Source organism: Clostridium sp. (assembly GCF_022482905.1).
In the GTDB taxonomy this organism is placed as follows: domain Bacteria; phylum Bacillota; class Clostridia; order Clostridiales; family Clostridiaceae; genus Clostridium_B.
Genome location: NZ_JAKVOI010000001.1, coordinates 3,207,014 through 3,231,837, shown reverse-complemented (window position 1 = coordinate 3,231,837; position 24,824 = coordinate 3,207,014). Strand labels below are relative to the sequence as shown.

24 protein-coding genes and 1 riboswitch are annotated in these 24,824 nt (G+C 34.4%); of the genes, 2 read left to right on the top strand and 22 right to left on the bottom strand.

Features of this window, described 5'->3' with window-relative positions:
• Positions 1 to 11 precede the first annotated feature (11 nt).
• The 6 genes from LKE46_RS16095 to cdaA form a co-directional block, all read right to left on the bottom strand.
• Complete coding sequence (locus LKE46_RS16095; RefSeq protein WP_291724664.1) at positions 12 to 245, bottom strand: hypothetical protein; 234 nt, start codon at positions 243 to 245, stop codon at positions 12 to 14.
• A gap of 243 nt (positions 246 to 488) precedes the next feature.
• Entirely contained in the window at positions 489 to 2,315 is a 1,827-nt protein-coding gene (gene glmS, locus LKE46_RS16090) for a glutamine--fructose-6-phosphate transaminase (isomerizing) (protein WP_291724661.1), read from the bottom strand.
• A 589-nt stretch (positions 2,316 to 2,904) separates the two neighbouring features.
• On the bottom strand, positions 2,905 to 4,257 hold the full coding sequence (gene glmM / locus LKE46_RS16085; RefSeq protein ID WP_291724659.1) for a phosphoglucosamine mutase: 1,353 nt from the start codon (positions 4,255 to 4,257) through the stop codon (positions 2,905 to 2,907).
• Between the two features lie 93 nt (positions 4,258 to 4,350).
• On the bottom strand, positions 4,351 to 5,943 hold the full coding sequence (locus tag LKE46_RS16080; RefSeq protein ID WP_291724656.1) for an NAD(P)/FAD-dependent oxidoreductase: 1,593 nt from the start codon (positions 5,941 to 5,943) through the stop codon (positions 4,351 to 4,353).
• A complete protein-coding gene (locus tag LKE46_RS16075) occupies positions 5,933 to 7,183 on the bottom strand; it encodes a CdaR family protein (protein WP_291724653.1) in 1,251 nt (416 codons plus the stop codon). Before LKE46_RS16075 ends, LKE46_RS16080 begins: the two co-directional genes overlap by 11 nt.
• Positions 7,147 to 8,001 (bottom strand): diadenylate cyclase CdaA, encoded by an 855-nt coding sequence (gene cdaA / locus LKE46_RS16070; protein ID WP_291724650.1) that lies wholly within the window; start codon positions 7,999 to 8,001, stop codon positions 7,147 to 7,149. Before cdaA ends, LKE46_RS16075 begins: the two co-directional genes overlap by 37 nt.
• Before the next feature lie 126 nt (positions 8,002 to 8,127).
• A riboswitch (cyclic di-AMP (ydaO/yuaA leader) is annotated at positions 8,128 to 8,260 on the top strand.
• A gap of 3 nt (positions 8,261 to 8,263) precedes the next feature.
• On the opposite strand from cdaA, the gene LKE46_RS16065 reads away from it, so the two are divergent.
• Complete coding sequence (locus LKE46_RS16065; protein WP_434735200.1) at positions 8,264 to 8,788, top strand: cell wall hydrolase; 525 nt, start codon at positions 8,264 to 8,266, stop codon at positions 8,786 to 8,788.
• Between the two features lie 70 nt (positions 8,789 to 8,858).
• Here the strand turns inward: LKE46_RS16065 and LKE46_RS16060 are convergent, their stop codons facing one another.
• From LKE46_RS16060 to ptsP, 5 genes are all read right to left on the bottom strand, one after another.
• Entirely contained in the window at positions 8,859 to 9,722 is an 864-nt protein-coding gene (locus tag LKE46_RS16060; protein WP_291725725.1) for an NAD(P)/FAD-dependent oxidoreductase, read from the bottom strand.
• Between the two features lie 103 nt (positions 9,723 to 9,825).
• Entirely contained in the window at positions 9,826 to 10,143 is a 318-nt protein-coding gene (trxA, locus tag LKE46_RS16055) for a thioredoxin (RefSeq protein WP_291724647.1), read from the bottom strand.
• A 90-nt stretch (positions 10,144 to 10,233) separates the two neighbouring features.
• Positions 10,234 to 11,502, bottom strand: coding sequence for a tetratricopeptide repeat protein (locus tag LKE46_RS16050; protein ID WP_291724644.1), 1,269 nt, complete (start codon positions 11,500 to 11,502; stop codon positions 10,234 to 10,236).
• A gap of 42 nt (positions 11,503 to 11,544) precedes the next feature.
• Positions 11,545 to 12,303, bottom strand: a complete 759-nt coding sequence (locus LKE46_RS16045; protein WP_291724640.1) for a DUF4652 domain-containing protein — start codon at positions 12,301 to 12,303, stop codon at positions 11,545 to 11,547.
• Positions 12,304 to 12,428: 125 nt separating this feature from the next.
• On the bottom strand, positions 12,429 to 14,042 hold the full coding sequence (gene ptsP, locus LKE46_RS16040) for a phosphoenolpyruvate--protein phosphotransferase (protein ID WP_291724636.1): 1,614 nt from the start codon (positions 14,040 to 14,042) through the stop codon (positions 12,429 to 12,431).
• 340 nt (positions 14,043 to 14,382) lie between these two features.
• Here ptsP and LKE46_RS16035 point away from each other — a divergent pair, with 340 nt between their 5' ends.
• A complete protein-coding gene (locus tag LKE46_RS16035; RefSeq protein ID WP_291724633.1) occupies positions 14,383 to 16,392 on the top strand; it encodes a sigma 54-interacting transcriptional regulator in 2,010 nt (669 codons plus the stop codon).
• Here the strand turns inward: LKE46_RS16035 and LKE46_RS16030 are convergent.
• From LKE46_RS16030 to LKE46_RS15980, 11 genes are all read right to left on the bottom strand, one after another.
• Positions 16,385 to 17,053, bottom strand: coding sequence for a tetratricopeptide repeat protein (locus LKE46_RS16030; RefSeq protein WP_291724630.1), 669 nt, complete (start codon positions 17,051 to 17,053; stop codon positions 16,385 to 16,387). The two genes, LKE46_RS16035 and LKE46_RS16030, sit on opposite strands and share 8 nt — an antisense overlap.
• Before the next feature lie 30 nt (positions 17,054 to 17,083).
• Positions 17,084 to 17,638 carry a Fe-S-containing hydro-lyase gene (locus LKE46_RS16025; protein ID WP_291725723.1) on the bottom strand — a complete coding sequence of 185 codons (555 nt, stop codon included), beginning with the start codon at positions 17,636 to 17,638 and terminating at the stop codon, positions 17,084 to 17,086.
• Between the two features lie 50 nt (positions 17,639 to 17,688).
• Positions 17,689 to 18,531, bottom strand: coding sequence for a fumarate hydratase (locus LKE46_RS16020; RefSeq protein WP_291724625.1), 843 nt, complete (start codon positions 18,529 to 18,531; stop codon positions 17,689 to 17,691).
• A gap of 21 nt (positions 18,532 to 18,552) precedes the next feature.
• Positions 18,553 to 19,542 carry a GntR family transcriptional regulator gene (locus tag LKE46_RS16015; RefSeq protein ID WP_291725721.1) on the bottom strand — a complete coding sequence of 330 codons (990 nt, stop codon included), beginning with the start codon at positions 19,540 to 19,542 and terminating at the stop codon, positions 18,553 to 18,555.
• Positions 19,543 to 19,600: 58 nt separating this feature from the next.
• Positions 19,601 to 20,314, bottom strand: coding sequence for an N-acetylmuramoyl-L-alanine amidase CwlD (cwlD, locus tag LKE46_RS16010; RefSeq protein WP_291724622.1), 714 nt, complete (start codon positions 20,312 to 20,314; stop codon positions 19,601 to 19,603).
• Between the two features lie 168 nt (positions 20,315 to 20,482).
• Positions 20,483 to 20,875 (bottom strand): 30S ribosomal protein S9, encoded by a 393-nt coding sequence (gene rpsI, locus LKE46_RS16005; RefSeq protein WP_291724619.1) that lies wholly within the window; start codon positions 20,873 to 20,875, stop codon positions 20,483 to 20,485.
• A gap of 24 nt (positions 20,876 to 20,899) precedes the next feature.
• The gene (gene rplM / locus LKE46_RS16000) at positions 20,900 to 21,334 is read right to left on the bottom strand and encodes a 50S ribosomal protein L13 (RefSeq protein ID WP_291724615.1); all 435 of its coding nucleotides are present in this window, start codon (positions 21,332 to 21,334) and stop codon (positions 20,900 to 20,902) included.
• Between the two features lie 154 nt (positions 21,335 to 21,488).
• The gene (truA, locus tag LKE46_RS15995) at positions 21,489 to 22,223 is read right to left on the bottom strand and encodes a tRNA pseudouridine(38-40) synthase TruA (protein WP_291724612.1); all 735 of its coding nucleotides are present in this window, start codon (positions 22,221 to 22,223) and stop codon (positions 21,489 to 21,491) included.
• Positions 22,223 to 23,032 (bottom strand): energy-coupling factor transporter transmembrane component T family protein, encoded by an 810-nt coding sequence (locus tag LKE46_RS15990; protein WP_291724609.1) that lies wholly within the window; start codon positions 23,030 to 23,032, stop codon positions 22,223 to 22,225. The genes truA and LKE46_RS15990 overlap by 1 nt, the downstream gene beginning before the upstream one ends.
• Before the next feature lie 10 nt (positions 23,033 to 23,042).
• On the bottom strand, positions 23,043 to 23,897 hold the full coding sequence (locus LKE46_RS15985; RefSeq protein ID WP_291724606.1) for an energy-coupling factor transporter ATPase: 855 nt from the start codon (positions 23,895 to 23,897) through the stop codon (positions 23,043 to 23,045).
• Entirely contained in the window at positions 23,882 to 24,727 is an 846-nt protein-coding gene (locus tag LKE46_RS15980) for an energy-coupling factor transporter ATPase (protein WP_291724604.1), read from the bottom strand. The genes LKE46_RS15985 and LKE46_RS15980 overlap by 16 nt, the downstream gene beginning before the upstream one ends.
• Positions 24,728 to 24,824 lie beyond the last annotated feature (97 nt).

The window sequence follows — 24,824 nt, the reverse complement described above, 5'->3', positions numbered from 1 at the left end:
AGTGGAAATTGTTACCTAATATCAACAACCTGTTCTGAATATTCAAGAATATAAAAATAATTTCTTTCCATATCGGATAAAAATTGATGTTCTCTTCCTGTCTTTATTCCTTTTAATCTAGTACTCCTCCCTAAAGACGGCACATCTTGAATGTTAATCCAAGGCTTATATTCAAAGCCTATTCCTTGGCCTCTTCCTTCTTTAATCATTTTTTCTACATTAATGTTTCTTTTTCTTTTTGACATTCAACTTACACCACCTAAAAGTAAAGGCTATACACTCTTTCGCATAAGAATGTATAGCCTTACTACTATAAATTTATATTTCATTGTTTTGCCTATACGTCTTACGTATAGTAGTATATACTTTATTATTTTTTTGATTCATCTTTTTTTCAAATGATTAAACTTTTTTACAAATGGTGCGACTTTTTTTCAAATGGTTAAACTTTATTTCAAAATTACAGGTTTTATTTAAGATTTTTAACTCTATTCCACTGTGACTGATTTTGCCAGGTTCCTCGGCTTGTCTACATCGCAGCCTTTTTTAATAGCCATATAATATCCTAGAAGCTGAAGAGGAATTACTTCAAGTACAGGTGCAAATACATCCATTATTTTAGGAAGATAAATTATTGAATCCACTGAATCCTCTACATCCTTGCTTCCTTCTATTGCAAGGCCAAGCACTTTCGCACCCCTCGTAGTCAGTTCCTTAATATTACTTATCATTTTCTCAACCAGCTTCTGTTGAGTTGCTCCTGCTACAACTATGGTTCCATTTTCAATCAAAGCTATAGGTCCATGCTTCAGCTCTCCACCAGCATATGCCTCTGAATGGATATATGATACTTCTTTTACCTTTAACGATCCCTCCATGGCAACAGCATAATCAAGTCCTCTTCCTATATAGAACATATCCCTGTGAGTATAATTTCCGGCTGCAAAATCTTCAACAATATTTTCATTTTTCAATACTTTTTCAGCTTTTTCTGGAAGAGTAAGCATCTCTGATTTCAATTCTTCAATTTCTTCTTCATTTAAAGTACCTTTATTTTGTGCAAGAAACAAAGCCAATGTATACATTACGATAAGTTGTGTCACATAGGCTTTAGTAGATGCAACTGCAATTTCAGGTCCGGCCCAGGTATAAAGAACATCTTCAGCCTCCCTTGATATTGTACTGCCTACAACATTTGTTACAGCTATTACTCTTGCGCCCTTTTCTTTTCCTTCTCTAAGTGCTGCTAGGGTATCAGCCGTCTCACCGGACTGACTCACTATTATCATCAAGGTTCTGTTATCTATTATAGGATCTCTATACCTGAATTCCGATGCTACATCTACTTCTACAGACATTTTTGCAAGCTTTTCTATTGCATATTTCCCTATAATTCCAGCATGATATGCTGTTCCACAAGCTACAATATATATTTTATCTATATCATCTATCTGTTCTTTTGTCAGTTTTATATTATCAAGAGTAACAGGTTTTCCCGGCATAATTCGTGAAGTCATTGTATCCTTTATTGCCTTTGGCTGTTCGTGTATTTCCTTTATCATGAAATGATCGTATCCGCCCTTTTCAGCAGCATCTGCATTCCATGTTACATGAAATATATCCCTATTGATCTGATTCTTGCTGCCGTCTAAAATCTTTACACCTGTTTTATCAAGTACTACAAACTCGTTGTCATTCAACAGATATACATCTCTTGTATAATTCAATATGGCAGGTATATCAGAAGCTATAAAATATTCATTGTTTCCGGTACCAACTACAAGAGGGCTGTCCTTCCTTGCTGCAACAATCTTGTCTGGTTCCCTGGATGAAATCACCCCTATGGCGTAGCTTCCTTTCAGTCTGGAAACCGCCTTCATTACAGCATCTGTCAGATCGCCATGGTAAAAATAATCTACAAGCTGTGGAATAACTTCCGTATCTGTATCTGAAACAAATTTATAGCCTTTGGATTTAAGCATCTGTCTCAATTCAACATAATTTTCTATTATGCCATTGTGAACTACACTTATAGTTCCATCTCCATTACTGTGTGGATGTGCATTTACATCTGACGGCTCACCATGTGTTGCCCATCTTGTATGCCCTATTCCTATATATCCTTTCAAAGGTTTGTCTTTCAATTTACCCTCTAAATTTGAAAGTCTTCCCTTGCATTTAGTTACATTTATATGATCATTGTCAATTACCGCAACACCTGCTGAATCATATCCTCTGTATTCAAGCTTACTCAAGCCATTCACCAATATAGGTGTTGCATTCTCATTACCAACAAACCCAACTATTCCGCACATACTAATCTTCCTCTCAAAATTTGATAATTTGGATTTATCCTGTTATAAAACTATATTTTAGATACACAAACAAAATCCCCATACTCCAACATCTAAAAAAGAGTATAAGAAATGAGCCTATTGATATTCTTTTTTTAACAGGACATAATTGTGATTGATATAAGGGATACAAGAATTATCCCAGCTTCTCAATGAATATTGAGGTTTCAACACCAGACTGATGTTGTTTCAGAAATCACTTTCTGAGTTTATCAGCCGTTAACGGTAGTGCGACATACCGTGGGGCACCCGCCGAAGAATTCGATACTCCCCATCCTCGTCAACTTAAGTGACACTCCAAATCTATGATTGGGTTAGTGGAACTTGAATTTCACTTAAGTCCTGGCGCTTTTATGAAATAATTTCTTTATAATCACCTTCCTTCCCGAAATTAACAGCTTTAAATATTCCGTCAATACATTATATGATTTAAAATCATTCTTTGTCAACTATTAACACTATTAACTTTATATTAACATGTCTATATTTTATAATCAAACAAGATATAAATACCCATCCGGCATCTATACCTTGCATACAAAAACATCAATTATAAATTGGCCTTTTTTTCAATCAAACTTGCAAGATTACTCGCCATGTCATCTATTTCAGACTGTATCTTTCCTTCCAGCATTACCCTGACAAGCGGTTCTGTTCCAGATGGCCTTATAAGGACTCTCCCGCACCCATCCAATTTTTTCTCCATTTTTTCTATTTCAGACATTATCTGCTCATCTTCATTATATATATTTTTCTTGTCATTGGGTACTCTGGCATTTACAAGTACCTGCGGCAGCTCCTTTATAAAGGATGCAAGTTCCGAAAGAGTCCTGCCGCTCTCTTTTACTATGGAAGCTATTTGAAGTGCTGTAACAAGTCCGTCACCTGTCGTATTATAATCCAGCATAATTATATGTCCTGACTGTTCGCCGCCCAGTACATACCCATTCTTTTTCATTTCTTCCAGAACATATCTATCTCCAACCTTTGTCTTTACAGTATTTATATTTTCATTTCTCAATGCTATATCCAGTCCAAGATTACTCATAACAGTAACAACTACAGAATTTTTATTCAATCTTCCCCTGGATTTCAAGTACTTTCCTATTATTCCTATTATAAAATCACCATTTATCAAATTTCCATTTTCATCTACAGCAAGGCACCTGTCTGCATCGCCGTCAAAAGCAAGTCCCAAATCACATTTCTTTTTCACTACATAATCCATAAGTTCCTCTGGATGCGTAGAACCGCAATTTTTATTTATATTTATTCCATCAGGATCATTGTTTATTACATAAACGTCTGCACCCATCTCCTTGAAGGCTTTGACCGATGTCTTGGATGATGCTCCATTTGCACAATCAAGTGCTACCCTGAGCCCCTTTAAATTTACATCTATAGTTGATTTGGCAAATTCTATATAGTCAGTAAGAGCCTTGTATATTTTATTTGTCTTGGCTCCTATTTTTTCACCTGTCAGTACATCTATTCCCTTAAATTCACTTTCAATAAGTCGTTGTATTTTATCTTCCAGTTCATCTGAAAGCTTATATCCCTGTCCATTAAAAAATTTAATTCCATTGTATTCTACAGGATTATGAGATGCCGATATTACAACACCCGCATCTGCACCGTATTTTTTTGTGAGATATGCTATTGCAGGTGTTGGTATGACCCCTACACATATGGCTTTTGCTCCAACTGAAAGTATTCCTGAAACCAATGCCCCTTCAAGCATGTCTCCAGATATTCTCGTATCCATTCCAACAAGTATTTTAGGGCTTCCGGCTCCTTCCGTCAGTACACAGGCCCCGGCCTTCCCCAGCTTGTACGCCAGTTCACATGTCAATTCCTTGTTTGCAATCCCTCTGACTCCATCAGTTCCAAACATTCTATGCATTAAAAATACCTCTCTTATCAATTGTTAATCTTAAAATCAAATACACAAATCACATTATATTATACTGTGAATATTTATTCAAATGTTATTTATTTAAAAAGGCTTGTATTTACACATTATTTTTTCAGCTACTTTTATTCCATCAACTGCCGAAGATATTATACCTCCTGCAAATCCCGCACCTTCACCACATGGATAAATTCCCCCTGCAGATATGCTTTCAAGATTTTCATTCCTCGGTATCCTGACAGGTGCTGAAGTTCTAGTCTCTATTCCGGTTATAACACCATCTCCACTTGAAAACCCCTTTATTTTCCTTTCAAAATTCACAAATCCATCTTTAAGTGCCTCAATGACAGACGAAGGAAGACACCTCCTTAAATCTGCAAAATTATACCCGGGTCTGTAGCTTGGTTTTACACTTCCAAATTCATGCGATACACTATCTTCCAAAAAATCCCTTATTAATTGAACTGGTGCTTCGTAGCTTTCTCCTCCAACTTTATATGCCATACTCTCATAATGTCTCTGGAATTCCATACCGCTGAGAGGAAGATTATCTTCAAAGTCATTTTTGTCTACAGTTACAACTACAGCGGAATTGGCATTTCTTCCATCTCTTTTATAGTTGCTCATTCCATTTGTAACCAGCATGCCATTTTCGGAAGATGCTGCTACAACTTCTCCTCCAGGACACATGCAGAAGCTGTACACACCTCTTCCATTTTTACTTTTTGAAGTAAGTCTATAATCCGATGCACCAAGCCTTGGATGTCCGGCATATCTTCCATATTGATTTACATCTATCATGTGCTGGAGATGTTCAACTCTTACCCCAATGGCAAAAGGCTTCTGCTCCATAAATATGTTCTTTTCAAGCAACATCTCATATGTATCTCTTGAACTGTGCCCTATGGAGAGCACAAGATCATCACATGGCAGTTCTTCACTACCTATTGTAATTGACTCAAGTTTATCGTTTCTGACATTAAGATCGTTTAACTTCGTATTGAATAATATTTTTCCTCCATTTTTTTCTATTTCACATCTTATATTTTTTATAACATTCTTAAGTATGTCAGTTCCAATATGTGGCTTGCCGCTGTACAATATTTCTTCAGGTGCTCCATGCCTGACAAAAGTCTCAAGTACAATTCTACATCTGCCGTCTTTTGTTCGCGTAGTAAGCTTCCCATCTGAAAAAGTGCCTGCACCACCTTCCCCAAATTGTACATTTGATTCGGTATTCAATTGTCCGGTTTTCCAAAATCTCTCTATGGTGTTTGTTCTATCCTCTACCTTCTCACCTCTTTCCACTATAATAGGTTTATAGCCGAATTTGGCCAGTAGAAGACCTGCAAACATTCCAGCAGGTCCCATCCCTATTACAACTGGTCTATTAATGAGTTTTTGTGTCCCAAGTTTAACGTTATACTGATGTCTTTCATAAAATACTATATTTTTATCATGTATTCTTGACATCAATCTCTCTTCGTCTTCAGTTTCAATTTCTACTATATAATTCAACCTTATTTTGTTTTTTCGCCTGGCATCTACAGATTCTCTCAATATTCTAAATCTTTTTATACTCTCTTCATCTATATTCAATTTTTTAGCTGCCTTGGTCTTTAGAGTTTTTAAATCTTCATCAAGATTTATAGTCAAGCTATTTATTTTAATTGGCATTTTCACCCTCCGATGTTTTTTTGCTGATAATAACTTTCACGTTCTGTGGATTCTTTGATATAAGAGATACACCTTCAGGAAGTATCACATTTAAAGGAACGCTTTCCTCACCCTGGGACACGGAAGATAGATCTATAAAGCAAGATATGTCATTCTCGCTCAAATTGCTTAAAATACTTTCATTCCCGGAAACTACAATTGAAGAACTATTGTTTGAAAGTTGAGCCGTATAATTGTTATTCAGATTTCTCATTTCTATGTTAAGATTAAAGCTCTTCTCTTCAACCCCATTTGATTCACCACTTTTGGTTACTTCAACTTTCAAATTTACATATCCATTGCTATTTACAAGCTTTATTCCATCAGGTATTATCAATTTTACATCCACACTCCTGCTGCTTGAAATCGGGCTTAAATCCAATGGTTCCGTATCCAACCCATCCAGACTGGAAACAAGCTTGCGTTCGCCTGATACATATACTTTATCAGGCAGAGATACTACTGATCTAAGTATCATATTATCCTGAATCTTACCTACAGTCTTTATTTGAACAGGTACACTCTTGATATAAGCAACAGGTATATCTATGTTGACATATTTCGGACTTATATTTACATTTTTTACAATAGTTCCAGATGAATCCTCTGCTTCAAGAGCAACTTTTACTTTTGTATTTTTGCTGATATTTTTTATATTATATCTTGCAACTACATAATTCAAATTGTAGACTATGCTTGACGGACCGGATATCTGAGCATTTTTTATATTCAGCACAGGATTTACTGCATGAAGTCCATTCTTGGTTTCACCCTCTATGATAAGTTTTACTGGAACCGTCTTCTTAAAAATATCATCCAGTTCTATGGTCATCCATAAATTTTCTTCATTTAATATACTTATATTCTTCGGGCGCTTTTTAACTTTCACAGGTACATTGTTTTTCCCTTTTTTCATGACATAAGAACTCAAATCACATTCCAGTTCAAAATCATCAGGATTTATTGAAAACACCTCCGAAGCATTCCCTTTTACATCAAGAGATATTTTGTAATTATCGTCTCCTACCTTTATAAGATTTGACCGGGTGAGTGCAGTTTCATTTACTATTTTCACTGGAACAGAAATCTTCCTTTCCCTCATTGGATTTTCTACATTAAATATGTAAAGCCACAAGATAAAAGATATAATAATACAGCAGGCCCTTACAAGGATTTGGTTTTTTGAAATTTTCGCTTCCATTTATTTACTTTCCCCCTAAATCCCGACTGTTTTTCAGATCTGCTTTTCATTATACGTATCAATAAATTTCTAAGATGGTCTTTCGTATAGTCCCGTGTAATTCGGCCATGCACCGCAAGTGAAATAACCCCGGTCTCCTCAGATACAATAATCACCAGTGCATCTGATTTTTCAGATATTCCAAGTCCTGCCCTATGTCTTGTACCTAACTTCTTGTTCAAATCCCCATTATCGGTAAGTGGTAGGAAACATCCTGCAGCTACTATTCTATTGTTTTTTACAACAGCGGCTCCATCATGAAGAGGGGTATTAACTACAAATATGTTCTCCAGAAGTGCAGAAGATAGTATGGCATCGAGTCTTGTCCCTGTCTTTATTATATCCTGCAGCCCCGTAACCTGTTCTATTATAATAAGTGCCCCTGTTTTGCTTTTGGATAAATTATCCACCGCATTCACAATTTCAGTTATAATATTCCGCATGGTTTCTTCGTCATCGAAAATATGCTTGTCAGTAAAAGCAGTCCTGCCCAAATGCTCGAGTGCACTTCTGATTTCAGGCTGAAATATGATGATAATTGAAAGAACACCTATTGTCAATGTCTTTGTAAGTATCCAGTTTAACATTGTCAGATTAAAAAAACTGCTTATGGGTATCAATAGTATTAAAAGTATTATTCCCTTTAAAAGCTGTTCTGCTCTCGTTTCCTTTAGAAGCATATATGCTTTATATAAAATATAGGATACTACAAGTATATCCATTACAGATGACAAACTCATGTATTTTATCGAATTAATAAGTATTTGCAGCAGCTCCAAGTATCCCACCATCCCTTACAGAATATCTATTTACAATTATACACTATTTAATATTATTTATATCAGAGCTAAAAAGTATTTTATAAAATTTTAATAAAATCCGTATTTTTTTTTATAAAACGGACACAATATCATTAGCCTAAGTTTAACAAAAAAACACGGGGAAACCAAAAAACACTTGGGGTGAATCGTATTTATACGTAGGTTATGCCTTTACCGAACCCGTCAGCTAACCCCGCAGGTAACAAGGAGAGGATTTTATTTGAAAAAATTTTTTTGCTTTGTAAGTTTATTATTCATGCTATTTACTCCATTGGAAAAGATATCAGCAAATTCCATAATAAAAAAAGATATCAATCTTTTCAATGAAGAGGAAGAGATAGTCCAGGTATTTAACTACTCAAATCAAAAATTATATATAACTCAAAAAGACGTAGATTTAATGGCAAAAGTCGTATATGCAGAAAGCAATTGCGAGCCCTTTGAAGGGCAGGTTGCTGTAGCTTCTGTTATACTGAACAGATTGAAATACCCGGAATTCCCGAAAACCGTGCAGGAAGTAATAAATCAAAGGGGCGCTTTTTCCTGCGTTAGAAATGGAAATGTACCCGCAGTTCCAAACCAAAATAACTACAATGCAGTATCACAGGCATTAAAAGGGGTAGACCCCACAAATAAGGCAGTATTTTTCTATAATCCAAGAATAGCTACATCAACATGGATGAAAGATATAGGCAAGAGAAATGTTAAATCCATAGGTCATCATGTTTTCTTTGCAGCGGATTAATACGCCTGGCAGTTAGTAAAAAGGGGATGTCGCACTAAAAAATCAGTGTGACATCCCCTACTTTTTCTATTTACTCAATTGAATCCAGATAGGCAACCGCACTCAAAGCTGCCACCTGTCCCTGGCCAACTGACTTCATATATTGATAAGGTTTCCCGGTACAGTCTCCTGCTGCAAAACAACCTTTTATATTCGTCTTCATATCAAGATCTACCTTTATATGATTATTTTCCATGTCGAGTCCAGGCACAAGCTGGCCTGGTGATATACTGTCTTTTAAGACAAATATACCGTCTGCCTCAATTTCTCCATTTTTAAGTATAACCTTTTCTGCTTTATCACTACCCTGTATTTCTACAGCTCTTTCCCTTATAATTTCTATATTCTCATTTAATTTTAATTCACCTTTATACATTGGTATGTAATATATCTTGCCGGCAAGCTCACTAACATAGTTTGCTTCAGTTTCTGCTTCCTTGTTATATCCTATTATACATACCCTCTTACCTTTGTAAAGCGGCGCATCACAAGTAGCACAATAACCTACGCCCCTGCCCAAAAACTTCTCTTCTCCATTTAGAGGTTTTGTATATTCGACACCCGTTGCAATTATAACGGATTTTGCTTCATACATTTTCCCATTTGAATCCAGCGCAAAATAGTCTCTCATGGCATAAATAGTATTTATCTTTTCCGTAATTATGGATATATCGAGAAATTTTATATGCTCTTTAAATTTTTCTTTAAACTGCTGTCCCGTCATGTTGTAAAAGCCAAGATAATTATTTATTATAGGTGCTTTTACCAGCTTGTTGCTTAATTCTTCTATCCCGAACAAAGCTATATTCTTATTTCTTATCTTTGCATTAATTGCCGCTGCAAGACCTGCCGGCCCGCTGCCAACTACAGCTATATCGTACCTTGTACCTTCCATTTGGTTACCATCTCCATTTAAAAGTTTATAATAAAATGGCAAATCAACATAACAGTCAATCTGCCATTTCAATTCCATAATGGATAATCTATGACTATCAAAATTATATATGCTTTTCCAGTACTTGTTTTACGGCCTCTTTAGGTTTGAATCCAACAAACTTATCCACTACATTTCCATCCTTAAATACCATTACAGTAGGAATGCTTGAAACTTTGAATTGGGAAGCTGTATTAGGGTTTTCATCTACATTCACCTTGAAGAATTTGGCCTTTGATCCAACTTCTTCGGACACCTCATCCATTATAGGTGACAGCATTTTACATGGTCCACACCATGAAGCCCAAAAATCCACAACTACAGGAGCAGATGACTCATTGACCGACTGTGAAAAATTTTCATCTTTTATTTCTTCTATCATTCTTTCCAACCTCCTTATACCCTATAAGGGTATATCTTTTAATTATATTCTATACTCTATTATTTACTTAGTCAATATTTTTACGCATATTCAACTTCCTATTATAGAATGTATCACAGAATTATTATATATGGAAGTTGGATATTTATCTACCAATCTCTGTGCATACGCTTTAGCCATAGATTTATCCAGATCTCTGTAAATAAGTGCAAGTCTGTAAATTACCGTTTCTTCATATGATCCATCTTTATAATTCTTGTCATATTTGTCATAGTAACTTATAGCATTTTCTATATCACCGGATAGTTCAAGATTATAACCCAGCATGTAGATTATATCCGGGTATATAGAACTACTTAAACCATACCGGAAAGCCTTTTGAAGATATTCTTTTGCTTTTGTGTAATCCCTGTTGTTCAAGTAACTGCACCCTTTATTATAGAAGTAATCAACTCCATCTGAAACAAGAAGCTGTTTGGCTTTTATTAGAATCACCTTTTCATTAATAGTCAGAGAATCATCTTCTTCTTTAAAATTCATAAGTTCACTGTATAATTTATCATAATCTCTATTACCCATATAACTTTTAATGTCATTATAAGGGAAATTGCTTTTTTTAATATTTTTTTCTTTTTTAGGAACTTTTGAAGATTGACTTTTTTTGTCATTATGTACTACTTCATCTTTATAATGTTTCTGACCATTTATTAAACTTAACAAGTTAATTCCTTTTATATTTTGCAGCTTTCCATAATTATTTTTCCCAACTAACAAAAAATATAATACAGAGATTATTGCAATTACAATTATTATAGATATACAAATTTTTCTTTTTAAATTTACCTGTTTTTTAACCATCTTCATATCCTGAAGAGATTTTCTGGTTTGTCTTGCCATCTTATTATTTCTGTCAATTTGAAAAACCTTGTCCAAAAGTTCAATTGACTTGGAATATTTACCTTTTTTTATGTAACATAGTGCCAGATAGTTGTTTACATCAATCATATTGAAATCACTTTCACTGCATTGTTCAAGTAATGGAATCGCCTCATTGATTTTTAATTTTTTTATAAAGGATATTGCCTTATTATATAGTATCTTCCTGCTTACATCTCCATTTGAATTCTCAAGGTATTTTTCTGAAACTCCGTCTTTATTTGTCTGTGCATTCATCTTCCATAATTTACGGGCCGTTTCAATATCACCTTTTAAATACATGAGAAGTCCCTTTAGATTAATAGCGGCCGCATTGTGTAAATCAATAGATATGCTTTTTTCACACAATTCTACAGCCTTATCTATGTAACCGTCATTATACTTGTCCAAAGCTTTTGTATATATTTTTCGAGACTTATCCATAAAATTTACTCCTTCAGTAATTCAAAAGCATTTACATAATCATTATATTTCTGAAATTAATTTTCCGCTAGAGTCTCTAACTTTCATATCACTATTAAGGCTTGGATCAAAAGGCTCAATCACCCAATTTTCTATATGGGATTTATTATAGACATCGTCATCATATACATTTACCTTTAGATTTAACTTATTTCCATTTTTCTCCGCAGACATAACCTGCTGTTTGTCACTTGGTGTATCCAGAACCAAAAATACTTTCCCTGTATTCACATTCAGCATATACAGGTTTCCGCCTTTTGAAACCGTACCCATTGACATTCCAATAACAACGAGCAAATTTTCATCATCAGCCCATTCAATTGATTTAGGGGATTTTTGTGAATTATTTATAAGTTCAAAAGAATAAACTTTATCATTGCCTTTCAATATTATCTTGCCCTGTCCCTCTTCTATTGCCTCTTCACCTTTTCCCTCTATAGTTGCACTATATGTACCACCTTCGGAGCTTTCCCAGGGAGTATTGAATTCAACCTTGGTATTGCTGTCCAATTCCTTCTTGGTAAACTCAATTCCACCTGAAGTCTTAACTTTTGTATTGACTTCTTCCTGCTTGACTTCTTCCTTTTTGTCTTTAGTTTCACTACTGGACTTTTGAGTTGATTTTTGTGAATCCGCAGAATTATTATCCGAAGGAACTTGTGAAGTACTTGTATTATTTTTGCTGCACGCAGTAAATCCCAATGCCAAAATCAAAAAGAGAACACCTATGGATATACTCTTAACCATCTTAAAACTTTTCATAAAACCCCTCCTATCAAGGTAATTACACTATATCTATAGATTACCAATAAATCTGAATTTTTTCAATGCTTCAAATACAAAATCCCCACAATATCACTATCGGGGGATTTTAAAACTCAGTTATTTTATTTCTCCATTATGAGTTGTTTTGCTTTCAGTATTGAAGATGCACTCATTGAAAATTCATCCAGTTCATATTCTACCAATGTAGGAATAGCCCTCTCATCACCAGCCATCTCACCGCACATTCCACACCACTTTCCAGCCCTGTGTGCAGATTGTATTGTCATCTCTATAAGTTTCAGCACTGCTGGATGCATTGGATTATACAAGTATGATACTTTTTCATTCATTCTATCTGCAGCTAAGGTATATTGAATCAAATCATTAGTCCCTATACTAAAGAAATCTACATAATTGGCAAGTTCCTGAGAATTCACAGCAGCGGCAGGTATCTCAACCATTATACCAACTTCTATGTCATCTTTATACTGTTTGCCTTCATTTTTAAGTTCTTCTTTACATTGCTCGATTACATTTTTTGCCTGAAGTATTTCCTCCAGAGAAGATATCATAGGAAACATTATTTTGAGATTGCCATAAATTGATGCTCTAAGCAATGCCCTAAGCTGTACTTTGAATATGTCCTGCCTGTCAAGACAAAGTCTTATAGCTCTGTATCCGAGGAAGGGATTCATTTCTTCAGGTAATGGAAGATATGAGAGTTTTTTATCTCCACCTATATCAAGTGTTCTTATAACTACAGATTTGTTTCCCATCTTTTCAAGAACATATTTATAAGCTTCAAACTGTTCATCTTCGCCTGGCATCTCATCTCTATCCATATATAAAAATTCCGTTCTGAACAATCCTATGGCATCTCCACCATTTTCTATAACTTGATCTACGTCCTTGGGTTTTCCTATATTTCCTGCCACCAATACACGCTTTCCACTTTTAGTCCTTGTCTCTACACTTATAAGCTTTTTAAGTTTGGCTTTTTCCTTTTCATAATTTTCCTTCTTTAATTCATACTCGCTTATGGTTCTTTCATCAGGATTTATTATAGCAATACCTTCAATTCCATCAACAATTACTATATCTCCATCTTTAACTGAGGAAGTTATATCCTTCATGCCAACTACTGCCGGTATTTCCAGAGTTCTTGACATAATTGCACTATGGGAAGTTCTCCCACCTATATCAGTCAAAAACGCTGTAACCTTACTTTTATCAAGCTGCGCCGTATCAGATGGAGTTAAATCATGGGCCACTATTACTGTATTTTCCGCTACTTCTGAAATTCCTGATACATTGCCTGTAAGATTATCCAGTATTCTCTTTCCTACATCTTTTACATCTGCTCCCCTTTCCCTCAGATATTCATCTTCCATTGCTGCAAATGTTGCCATATACGTTTTTACCATATCAGAAAGTGCCTTTTCCGCATTTACACTATTGCTTTCAATTTCTCCTTCTATTGAGCCTGCAAATTCCGGATCATCCAAAAGCATAATATGACTGTCAAACACTGCCGCTTTATCAGCACCCAGTTCTTTTTCAGCCTTGGCTTTTATGTTTTCAAGCTGCTTTTTGGAGGCTTCAAGGGCAGTCTTGAATCTTGAAATTTCTCCTTTTACATCATCTACTTTTCTATCTTCTATTTTTATTTTTCTATCTTTTTTTAAATATACTTTGCCTATCGAATATCCTTTTGAAGCTGCAATACCTTTCTTCATTAATATTCCCCCTTCTGTGTATTATTTATTATAGCAATTTTTATGCCAAATCAAGCTGATGTTGAAAATTTTTTATGGCACATATTTTTCATATCCGATCAAGCCCCTGAATTCCTGCAATAAGACTTTTTAAATAAAATTTTATTTTATAATGCAATAAAAATTTGAGGATTAAATATTTGATACTTTTTATCAAGCATTATTTTACATATTATTATATTTACAAGATCTCAAATTACATAAACTAGACTTCAGGCCATTTTAGCTGTAACATAATAGTTGATACTTTTTATCATATTTTATTTTGATATTGATATTTTTTATCAGAAAGGATGATTATATGTATAAAAATATAATTACAGTACCAATCCCAAACGGAATTCATATAAGAATTGCAGCCTTAATTGTCCATATGGCAGTACAGATTAAAAATAAATACGGAATAAATTTGTATATAAAAAATCTTGCAGCAAAAGAACCTCTTGCTGTAAGCATGCTGGCTCTCGTATCTCTTAAAATAAAACAAAATGAAAAAATCGAGGTATCCTGTCTGGAAGATACCGAAACCGGCAAAAAAGCCGTGCACAAACTATGCAATTTCATAATCAATGACCTGTCAAAAGATAATCCTACTGCGTCAAAAATAGATGACATAATGGAAGAAAATACAATAGCTTACGAACAAATAGTTAAAAATATACCTGTCGGTATAGTTGTCATAGATGAGAATGCCTGTATCACCACAATGAATGATTATGCCCTAAAAATTGTAAATAAGACCTTACAGGAAGTAACGGGAAGGTTTGTAAAAGATATAATCCCAACTTCAGATCTCCCAAATCTGCTTAAAATAAAGAGAAAAAAAGTAGGTGAAACCCAGTATATAAACAAAAATCTTGTAATAACCAATAGATCTCCCATATTTTTAAATGACAAGGTAATAGGTGCCATGGGTATATTTCAGGATATTTCCGATCTTGTAGGTATAAAGGAACTAAATGAACGTTTCAAAAAAATACTTGAAGCATCTCATGAACTAATCTGCTTTATAGATGACAGGCGAATTGTGAGTTATGTAAATCCGGCATATGAAAATCACTATAATATAAAAAGCCCGGATATCGTGGGAAAGGACTTAATAAATATTTCTCCACACGGCTTGAGAATAAAAGTATTCAATTCCAAGATTTCCATTAAAAACAAAGTTTATCATAAAGACAATAAAACAATAATTTCAACAGTGACTCCAATATATGCAGATAAAAAATTCAAAGGGGTAATGTCAATATCACGAACTGCCGATGAATTAAAAGACCTTCTTAAAAAACTAGAGAACTCAGAAGAAAAACTAAATTATTATAAGGAGGAATTAAATAGACAAAACAGATTGGCCGGTTCTTTCAATTCCATAATAGGCAACAGCGGTTCTTTGAAGGAATGTCTTGTAATTGCTGAAAAAGCATCCAAATCCACTTCCACTGTAGTTATAAGAGGTGAAAGTGGTACAGGTAAGGAGCTTATAGCAAAAGCCATACATAATAACAGCAACAGGAGAAATGAACCTTTAATTAGAATAAATTGCGCTGCAATACCAGAGAATTTATTTGAAAGCGAACTTTTTGGATATGAAAAGGGTGCTTTTACCGGCGCTGTAAAGAGTAAACCCGGTAAATTTGATCTTGCAGACAGGGGAACTATATTTCTGGATGAAATAGGTGATATGCCTGTATCCATGCAGGTCAAACTGCTGAGAGTACTTCAAGAGAAAGAATTTGAAAGCGTAGGCGGACTCACCACCCATAAGGTAGATGTAAGAATAATAGCCGCTACCAATAAAAATCTGGAGGCAATGTTAAAATCCAATAAGTTCAGAGAAGATTTATATTATAGATTAAATGTTATAAGTATAATACTTCCTCCTTTAAGAGATCGAAAAGAAGATATAAATCTCCTGGTGGAGCATTTCATAAAGAAAATAAATAAAAAACTAAACAAGAGCGTTTCTCGAATAGACAAGAAATCCCTAAATTATTTAAGGGAATATCACTGGCCTGGAAACATAAGAGAATTGGAGAACATAATAGAAAGGGCAATAAATATGTGCGACGGACATGCAATAAGATCAGATGATTTACCCTTCTATATAAAAAATGACAGTCAGGATGCAGAAAGTCTAATAAATCTAAAAGATGGAGAACTGGCTACTATTGAAGAATACGAAAGGGAAATCATATCAAAGGCTATGAAAAAATACGGGAGTTATAATAAAGTAGGTAAAATACTGGGATTAACCCATAGAACCATCTCCCTAAAGTGTAAAAAATATGGTATAGATAAAAATTTTATTTAACTAAATCCTGAAATTCTTCCGAAGCTCTTACGGGATCAAAGTCTCTTTCTTCCCTAGCTGTACTTTTTATCTCCGGTGATATATCCAAAGCTGTCTTAAGATATTTAACAGTATTTGGAACGTCACCTCTTCTTCCATAAATACTTGCTTTGCCATAATAACTCCATACATAATTTTCTATCTCCAGATCCTTGTCATACCATAACAAGGCCTCATCATATTTCCCATAGAGTTCATATGCAAGCGCCTTGTTGAATCTAGCATATCCATAGTCTGGATTTAATTCAAGGGATTTGTCTATGTTTTTCATTCCTTCCTCATAATTATTACTGTAGCACAGTGCTATTCCCTTTATGTTATAGGCCTTATAGAATTTTACATCCTGTTCTATAATTTTATCTGCCTTCTCTATAGAATTTGCATACTGCTTATTTCTGAACAGGCTTTCTGCCTGTTTATACTGTTCTTCCAACTGTACATTTTTGTCATCCTTCTTTTCTTTAGCCTCTATTGAGTACTTTTGAACCTGTTGACCGGTTTTAGCATTGTTTCTCCTGTTTTCAACAGCTGCATTCACATATATTATAATTGCAGCAACGCTTAATAGAGCAAATATTACTGCCTTGATTTTTAAAGGAACTCTATTTTTCTTTAATACCATATCAAATATCTCCTATAAAACATATAATGGCTACAAACTTTCCAGGTAGCTTTTTTGTCCCATTTCATATAAATTATTTCCTTCAGAATCTATTATTACAATGGCCGGTAAATTCTTAACTGTAAGTTTTCTTATAGCTTCTGAACCCAAATCTTCATAGGCTATAACTTCAGCTTTTTCTATTGACCTGGCTATAAGTGCCGCTGCTCCACCTATAGCACCGAAATATACTGCATTATTCTTCTTCATGGATTCTATTACATCACCTGATCTAGCGCCCTTGCCTATCATTCCCTTCAGCCCAATATCCAACAGCCTTGGAGTAAAGCTGTCCATTCTATAGCTTGTAGTAGGTCCTGCTGATCCTATGGGATAGCCAGGTTTAGCTGGAGTTGGGCCAACATAGTATATTATCTGATCCTTTATTTCCAATGGCAGCTTCTTTCCTTCATCAAGCAATTGTATGAGCCTTTTATGTGCAGCATCCCTGGCAGTATATATTATACCGGAAATAAGCACAGTATCTCCTGCCTGTAATGTCTTTATTTTATCTCCCGTAAGAGGAGTCTCTATTATCTTATCCATCATTCACCGCAATAATGCAGTTACTCAACTCCTTATCTTATAAATTTTATTTAAATTTCAATTTCTTTGTGTCTCGTAACATGACAATTTATATTTACTGCTACAGGAAGTCCTGCTATATGAGTTGGATATGTTTCTATATTCACTGCCAATGCAGTTGTCCTGCCGCCCAACCCCTGAGGACCGATGCCAAGTGAATTTATCTTGTTAAGTAATTCTATCTCTATATTCCTGTAAAATTCGTCTTCATTTCTCTTGTCTAAGGATCTTATCAGGGCCTTCTTGGCCAAACCTGCGGCCCTGTCAAAATTTCCACCGATTCCAACGCCTACAACGATAGGAGGACATGGATTTGGCCCTGCATCTTTCACAACATCAATTATAAATCTCTTTACCCCTTCTATGCCATCTGAAGGTTTAAGCATTTTTATCCGACTCATATTTTCCGATCCAAACCCCTTTGGTGCAACAATTATATTTACCTTGTCCCCTGGAACTATTTCATAATTTATAATAGCGGGTGTATTGTCCTTTGTATTTATCCTTCTAAGAGGATCCTCCACAACGGATTTTCTAAGATAGCCTTCTGTATATCCTTCCCTAACCCCCTGATTGATTGCATCTTCTATACAGCCGCCTGTAAAGTGAACATCTTGTCCAACTTTTAAAAATATACAGGCCATACCTGTATCCTGACAGATAGGCATATCATTACTCCTTGCAATATCTACATTATCCAATATCTTGTTTAATATATCCTTTGCCATAGGCCAGCTCTCTTTTTTTTCAGAAGATTTTATTCTATCTACAACATCTTCTGAAAGATAATAATTAGCCTCTATACATAATCTTTTTATACATTCAGTTATATCCATAACATTTATTTCTCTCATAGTAAGCATTATCCTCCATGATTAATTTTGATATTTCAACTCAATTATTTTTGATTTCAATGCTTTTACAGAATCATCATCCAAATTATATACAAACTTTAATATGCGCTTATTTCCACTTGAAATCTCTTTTACGTTCTCATATCTACCAGGTGAAACTATTATTACATCCACGCTGCCTACAATCTTTTTCAATTCATTATCATCAGTAGTATTTGTGTATTGAATATTTATATTGCCAAGCCCTGCTTTTTCCAGAGCACCACGTGCCTTAAAAATAAATTCATTGGAAATACACACAAATGCAAATCTAGTTCCATCAGGGTATCTGGCAATTTTAACTATTGTCTCTAAATCCACATTAATTGCAACTCCAATTACTTCTTTGCTAAAATTACTCGTAATATTTACAACTTCATTAACATGGTTGAATGTAGCTATTATAACCTGACAATGTTGTATAATATTCTTGACCTTTTTATCTGAGTTTTTTAAATCATTTATAGTAAGGGGAATTACGTTTATATCCGTACTTTCCATAAGCTGCTTGCTAAACATTCTGGATTGTTCTATATTACATTCCACATATACTGCAGTTATCCTGCTCATGATCTTTCTTTTTTCTTTTATTCTATTTACCATAATTTCCAAAAATTCATCTGGGCTCATTCCAGTTTCTATGGCTTCTTCAAAGGCAAGATCTATAAATTTTAGTATCTTCTCTTTTACATTCTGTATTTTCCATAAATTCATATCCTCTGCTACAAACGTACCTCTCCCTTGATAGGACTTCAAAATGCCTTCCTCTTCCAATTCGTTATATGCCGAGCTTACAGTGTTTCTGCTTATTTTAAGACTTTCAGACAATTCTCTTTCAGTAGGCATTTTGTTTCCAACTCTTAAAATATTATTTCTTATCAAGTATATTATCTGCTTTTTTACCTGTAAATAAAGAGGGATATTGCTTGCCTTATCCAATTTAATGTCTATTTTAACCACCCCAAAAAGTATCAATTAGTACTATTGCAAATTAATAGTATCACAATCAGTCATGCATATGCAACAAACTTTACTTATCAAAGCACTTATAGTATTCATTAACTGATTTGGCTATAGAGTCTGCTATTTTGTTTTGGTAGTCATCTGATTTCAATTTTTCTCTTTCTTGATCATTGGACAAAAATCCGCATTCTACTATGACAGAAGGCATATCATCATTTTCCCTTAATATTTTGTATAAATCAAGGGCTGCTTTTTCATGTCTGTTGTTACTTGAATCCAAATCCCTTATTAAATTATCCTGTATAATTTTAGCCAGTTGTTTGCTGTCTTGATTTTTAGAATACCACACCTGCGCACCATAATATTTGGATTGTGGAAACTTGTTTAGATGTATACTTATAAACATATTGCAATTGGTGTCATTTTTCATCCTGGCCCTGTTTCCCAAATCCTCCACCTTTTTCTTTCTTATTTTTCCTCCTTGAGTATACAGTCCTTTGTCGCTTTCTCTTGTCATAAGTACAGTATATCCCTGTTTTTTCAGGTTATTTTTAAGTTTGCTACTTATTTTCAAATTTATATTTTTCTCCATAGTACCATCTTTAGCCTCAGCACCACCATCTATACCGCCATGTCCTGGATCTACAAGTATAATAGTTTTTTGTCTGTCATTTATACTACTAGAAGATGCAGTTGAATATACTTTATCTTGAAAAATCACCGTAGTACAAATACATATCATCATTATTGCAGCAATTTTTATACGTATCTTTTTTATCATAAATTAATAATCACTTCCTCTCATCAATTCTAGAGATTATTTTTGTCTCAATTCCACAAAAATATACAAAAAAGAGCAGAAAGACTATTAAAATCTTTCTGCTCTTGCCAACACAAATTCTCAAACTTAAAATAATCTATAGTAAAACATATATGCAAAACATATAAACTATCTCTTTGAAAATTGAGGAGCTCTTCTTGCTTTCTTAAGACCGTATTTCTTTCTTTCCTTCATTCTTGGATCTCTAGTCAGAAACCCAGCTTTTTTGAGTTCAAGTCTCAAGTTTTCATCTGCCTTTAAAAGTGCCCTTGATATTCCATGTCTTATAGCTCCTGCCTGACCAGTAAATCCTCCGCCAAAGACATTTACAAGTACGTCAAATTTTCCCTTTGTTGAAGTCAATTCCAGGGGTTGATTAACTATAACCCTTAATGTTTCCAATCCAAAATAATCTTCAATATCTCTTTTATTTATTGTGACTTTACCTTCTCCTGGTACAAGTCTAACTCTTGCTACTGATTTCTTTCTTCTTCCTGTTCCCAAATACTGAACCTTAGCCATTATTTATCCTCCTTCCAACTTCCATTAATATCTTAATTCCAACAATTCTGGTTTTTGAGCTTCATGGTTATGTTCCGATCCTCTATAAACCTTTAATTTCTTAAGCATCTGTCTTCCCAGTACTCCCTTTGGAAGCATTCTCCTAACAGCTTCCTGAAACACAAATTCCGGTTTCTTCTGTAACGCCTCTCTATATGGAGTTTCCTTTAATCCACCTGCATATAACGAATGATGTCTTAATAATTTCTGATCTAATTTCTTACCAGTTAAAACTACTTTTTCTGAATTTATTACTATGACAAAATCTCCTGTATCTACATGCGGTGTAAATATAGGTTTATTTTTTCCTCTTAATATAGAAGCAATCTGACTTGCCACTCTTCCTAATGGCTTCCCAGCTGCATCAACAACGTACCATTTTCTTTCAATATCCTGCGGCTTAGCAATATATGATTTCATCCCGGTTTTCCTCCTCGAACTTTTTACTATAATTGTATTTATCTATATAAAGATCCGGGGCTAGTGGACCCTTTATGCTTAGATACAAACATTTATATTATAATACAACGATCCTGGCGTGTCAATATTTTCTAAAACAAAAAATTCAGATGCTTCAATAAAACACCTCTTCAAGGCACAAGCCATGTGGAGGTGCTGGTTTCCCTGCTTTAGATCTATCCTTAGAAGCTAGTATTGATTCTATATACTCCGGTTTAAATCTTCCTACTCCAACTTCAAGCACAGTACCAACCATGATCCTTACCATATTGTATAGAAAGCCATTGCCTATAACACTGAATCTTATGAAATTTTCTTCTTTAACAACTGTAAATTCAGTTATACATCTCACTGAAGTTTTAACTGAGCTTCCGCTGGATTTAAATGCTGAAAAATCATGTGTTCCTATAAAATACTTGCATGCCCTTTTTATATCTTCAATATTTAATCTTCTATAAAACCAGTACATGTAACTTCTCCCAATAGCCGGTCTGTTGTTTCCAGTTATAATCGTATAAGTATATTTTTTACCTGTACTATCATACCTGGAGTGAAATCCGATATCAACCTCTTTGGACTTAAGAATAACTATATCATCAGGTAGTAATTTATTTAATACCATTTTAAAATTGTCAGGTGGTATTTTACTGTTTGTTAAAAAATTACAGACAAAACCTCTTGCATGAACTCCTGCATCAGTTCTGCTGCAGCCAATTGTCCCACACACTTCTTCTGTAGCTTTTCTTATTGCCTTCTCCAGTTTTTCCTGTATAGTCATTGCATTTTTCTGTCTCTGCCATCCTGAATAATTTGTTCCGTCATATTCAAGAATAAGCTTTATATTCTTCATTAGCTCCACCAGACTCTGCCGAGTATTGACACTACAACCAAAGCTGCTATATTTAAGGATGCTATAAAATCTTTATTTGTAAGTCTCAATTGCTTCATTCTGGTTCTTCCTTCACCGCCTCTATAGCACCTCGCTTCCATGGCCATAGCCAGTTCATCCGCACGTCTAAAAGAACTTATAAAAAGAGGTACTAGAATGGGTATGAGACTTTTGGCTCTATGTATCAAATTTCCAGATTCAAAATCTGCTCCACGTGCCATCTGTGCTTTCATTATTTTATCAGTTTCATCCATAAGGGTAGGTATAAATCTAAGGGCTATAGTCATCATCATAGCTAATTCATGAGCTGGGACCCCTATTTTTTTCATGGGATTCAACAATTTCTCTATTCCATCCGTAAGTTCAATAGGTGATGTAGTAAGTGTCAAAAGAGATGTACCCACTATCAAAAATACAAGCCTTATAACCATAAATGCAGCTAATATCAATCCTTCACTATATACAGATATAAATTTCCATTTAAATAAAGGTGGATTTGCCCCTGTAGTCATAAATATATTTAAAATCGCTGTTATGAGTGCCAGAATCAAAATTGGCTTTAATCCTTTATAAATATATACAAATTTAACCCTTGATATGATTATGGCTAGAAATGTAAAAAGCACTATAAATATATATCCTCTAAAACTATTTATTATAAACAGGTCTATAATATAGACTATGGAAATCAATATTTTAACTCGTGGATCCAATTTATGAACAAAAGAATCTCCAGGTATATATTGTCCTATTGTAATATCTTTAATCATAACGACTTACCTATCCTTCGTTTAATATTCTAAGTATTTCATTTTTAGCCTGATCTACTGTAAATATATTAGTTGATATATTAAATCCTTTATCCTTTAGTTTCTTTACAAGATAAGTTACCTGTGGTACCGCCAGGCCTACACTTTCCAATGTATCAACTTCGGAGAATACTTTCTGCGGAGCACCATCAAGTATACATTTCCCCTTATGCATAACAAGTATTCTGTCTGCGAGCTTTGCAACATCTTCCATACTATGTGATACCAGTATTATAGTCATATTATATTCTCTATGTAAGTCCTTTATTTTACCTAGAATTTCATCCCTGCCTTTTGGATCCAATCCTGCTGTAGGTTCATCCAGAATCAGAACTCTAGGTTCCATTGCAACCACACCTGCTATGGCTACCCTTCTCTTTTGTCCACCGCTTACTTCAAAAGGAGATTTATTCCTGTATTTTTCATATTCAAGTCCAACCATATTCATAGCTCTTTTTACTCTTTTATTTATATCATCATCCTTTAGTCCCAAATTTTTAGGACCAAAGGCAATATCTTTTTCAATAGTCTCTTCAAACAACTGATATTCTGGATACTGAAATACAAGTCCTACTTTTTTTCTTATAAAATTGAGATTTGTACTTTTATCTGTTATATCAACTCCATCTATTATTATACTTCCCGAATCTGGTTTCAGAAGCCCATTGATATGTTGAATAAGCGTTGATTTTCCAGAACCAGTATGTCCTATTAGGGCTACAAATTCTCCTTCTTGTATTTCAACGGTAACATTATCTATTGCTTTTTTCTCAAAAGGAGATCCCTTCATATATATATGAGTCAAATTTTTTATTTCAATCGACATAATTCTCTCACCATCTCATCTATAGTTAATATATCTGATTGTATATTAACTCCTGACTTCTTTAGTTCATAGGCCAACTCAGTCATTTGAGGCACATCAAGCCCCAAACTTTTCATTTTTTGAACCTGGCTAAATATATTCCTAGGAGTACCTTCCATGGCAATTTTACCTTCATCTATAACAATTATTCTATCAGCCCTGGCAGCTTCCTCCATATAATGTGTAATTAAAACCACTGTCATATTATAACTATGATTTATTTCCCTTATAGTATTCATTACTTCCTGTCTTCCTGATGGATCAAGCATTGCAGTGGATTCATCAAATATTATACACTGAGGCCTCATAGCAAGAACACCCGCTATAGCCACTCTTTGCTTTTGTCCACCTGAAAGTAAATGTGGTGCATGTTTCCTGTATTCATACATATTTACTTTTTTTAAGCAGTCATCAACTCTGTTTCTTATATCCTGTGGATCAATTCCCAAATTTTCCGGTCCAAAAGCTACGTCTTCTTCTACAATAGTAGCAACTATTTGGTTGTCTGGATTCTGAAATATCATGCCCGCCTTATTTCTTATATTCCATACATTTTTTTCATCAGAAGTATCTAAATTTTCTACGTACATTTTTCCACTGGTTGGCACCAATAATGCATTCATATGCTTAGCCAGGGTAGATTTCCCAGAACCGTTTCTACCAAGAATGGCCAAAAATTCGCCCTTTTTAATATTAAAAGTAACATCGTCTACAGCTAACTTATTGCTATTTTCATTACTGGCATTATAACTAAAGCTTAAATTTTTGCAGTCTATCATCTTTTTTTCCATATAAACACCTCACTACAGAGAAGCAAAAATACTTTTAGCACTATATTAATATTAAATATACCACGTTTAAAATTCAAATTAAAGAATAATATGTTAA

Coding starts and splice junctions, on each gene's coding strand:
- LKE46_RS16075 (WP_291724653.1), bottom strand. CDS start 7,183: ATGGAAGCGAAAATTTCAAAAAACCAAATCCTTGTAAGGGCCTGCTGT.
- LKE46_RS15985 (WP_291724606.1), bottom strand. CDS start 23,897: ATGTCGATTGAAATAAAAAATTTGACTCATATATATATGAAGGGATCT.
- LKE46_RS16050 (WP_291724644.1), bottom strand. CDS start 11,502: ATGGATAAGTCTCGAAAAATATATACAAAAGCTTTGGACAAGTATAAT.
- LKE46_RS16025 (WP_291725723.1), bottom strand. CDS start 17,638: ATGGATAAGATAATAGAGACTCCTCTTACGGGAGATAAAATAAAGACA.
- LKE46_RS16080 (WP_291724656.1), bottom strand. CDS start 5,943: ATGCCAATTAAAATAAATAGCTTGACTATAAATCTTGATGAAGATTTA.
- trxA (WP_291724647.1), bottom strand. CDS start 10,143: ATGATAGAAGAAATAAAAGATGAAAATTTTTCACAGTCGGTCAATGAG.
- ptsP (WP_291724636.1), bottom strand. CDS start 14,042: ATGAAGAAAGGTATTGCAGCTTCAAAAGGATATTCGATAGGCAAAGTA.
- LKE46_RS16035 (WP_291724633.1), top strand. CDS start 14,383: ATGTATAAAAATATAATTACAGTACCAATCCCAAACGGAATTCATATA.
- LKE46_RS15980 (WP_291724604.1), bottom strand. CDS start 24,727: ATGGAAAAAAAGATGATAGACTGCAAAAATTTAAGCTTTAGTTATAAT.
- truA (WP_291724612.1), bottom strand. CDS start 22,223: ATGAAGAATATAAAGCTTATTCTTGAATATGACGGAACAAATTATTCA.
- LKE46_RS16095 (WP_291724664.1), bottom strand. CDS start 245: ATGTCAAAAAGAAAAAGAAACATTAATGTAGAAAAAATGATTAAAGAA.
- rplM (WP_291724615.1), bottom strand. CDS start 21,334: ATGAAATCATATATTGCTAAGCCGCAGGATATTGAAAGAAAATGGTAC.
- LKE46_RS15990 (WP_291724609.1), bottom strand. CDS start 23,032: ATGATTAAAGATATTACAATAGGACAATATATACCTGGAGATTCTTTT.
- glmS (WP_291724661.1), bottom strand. CDS start 2,315: ATGTGCGGAATAGTTGGGTTTGTTGGTAATGAGAATGCAACACCTATA.
- LKE46_RS16030 (WP_291724630.1), bottom strand. CDS start 17,053: ATGGTATTAAAGAAAAATAGAGTTCCTTTAAAAATCAAGGCAGTAATA.
- rpsI (WP_291724619.1), bottom strand. CDS start 20,875: ATGGCTAAGGTTCAGTATTTGGGAACAGGAAGAAGAAAGAAATCAGTA.
- cwlD (WP_291724622.1), bottom strand. CDS start 20,314: ATGATAAAAAAGATACGTATAAAAATTGCTGCAATAATGATGATATGT.
- LKE46_RS16020 (WP_291724625.1), bottom strand. CDS start 18,531: ATGAGAGAAATAAATGTTATGGATATAACTGAATGTATAAAAAGATTA.
- LKE46_RS16060 (WP_291725725.1), bottom strand. CDS start 9,722: ATGGAAGGTACAAGGTACGATATAGCTGTAGTTGGCAGCGGGCCGGCA.
- glmM (WP_291724659.1), bottom strand. CDS start 4,257: ATGCATAGAATGTTTGGAACTGATGGAGTCAGAGGGATTGCAAACAAG.
- LKE46_RS16045 (WP_291724640.1), bottom strand. CDS start 12,303: ATGAAAAGTTTTAAGATGGTTAAGAGTATATCCATAGGTGTTCTCTTT.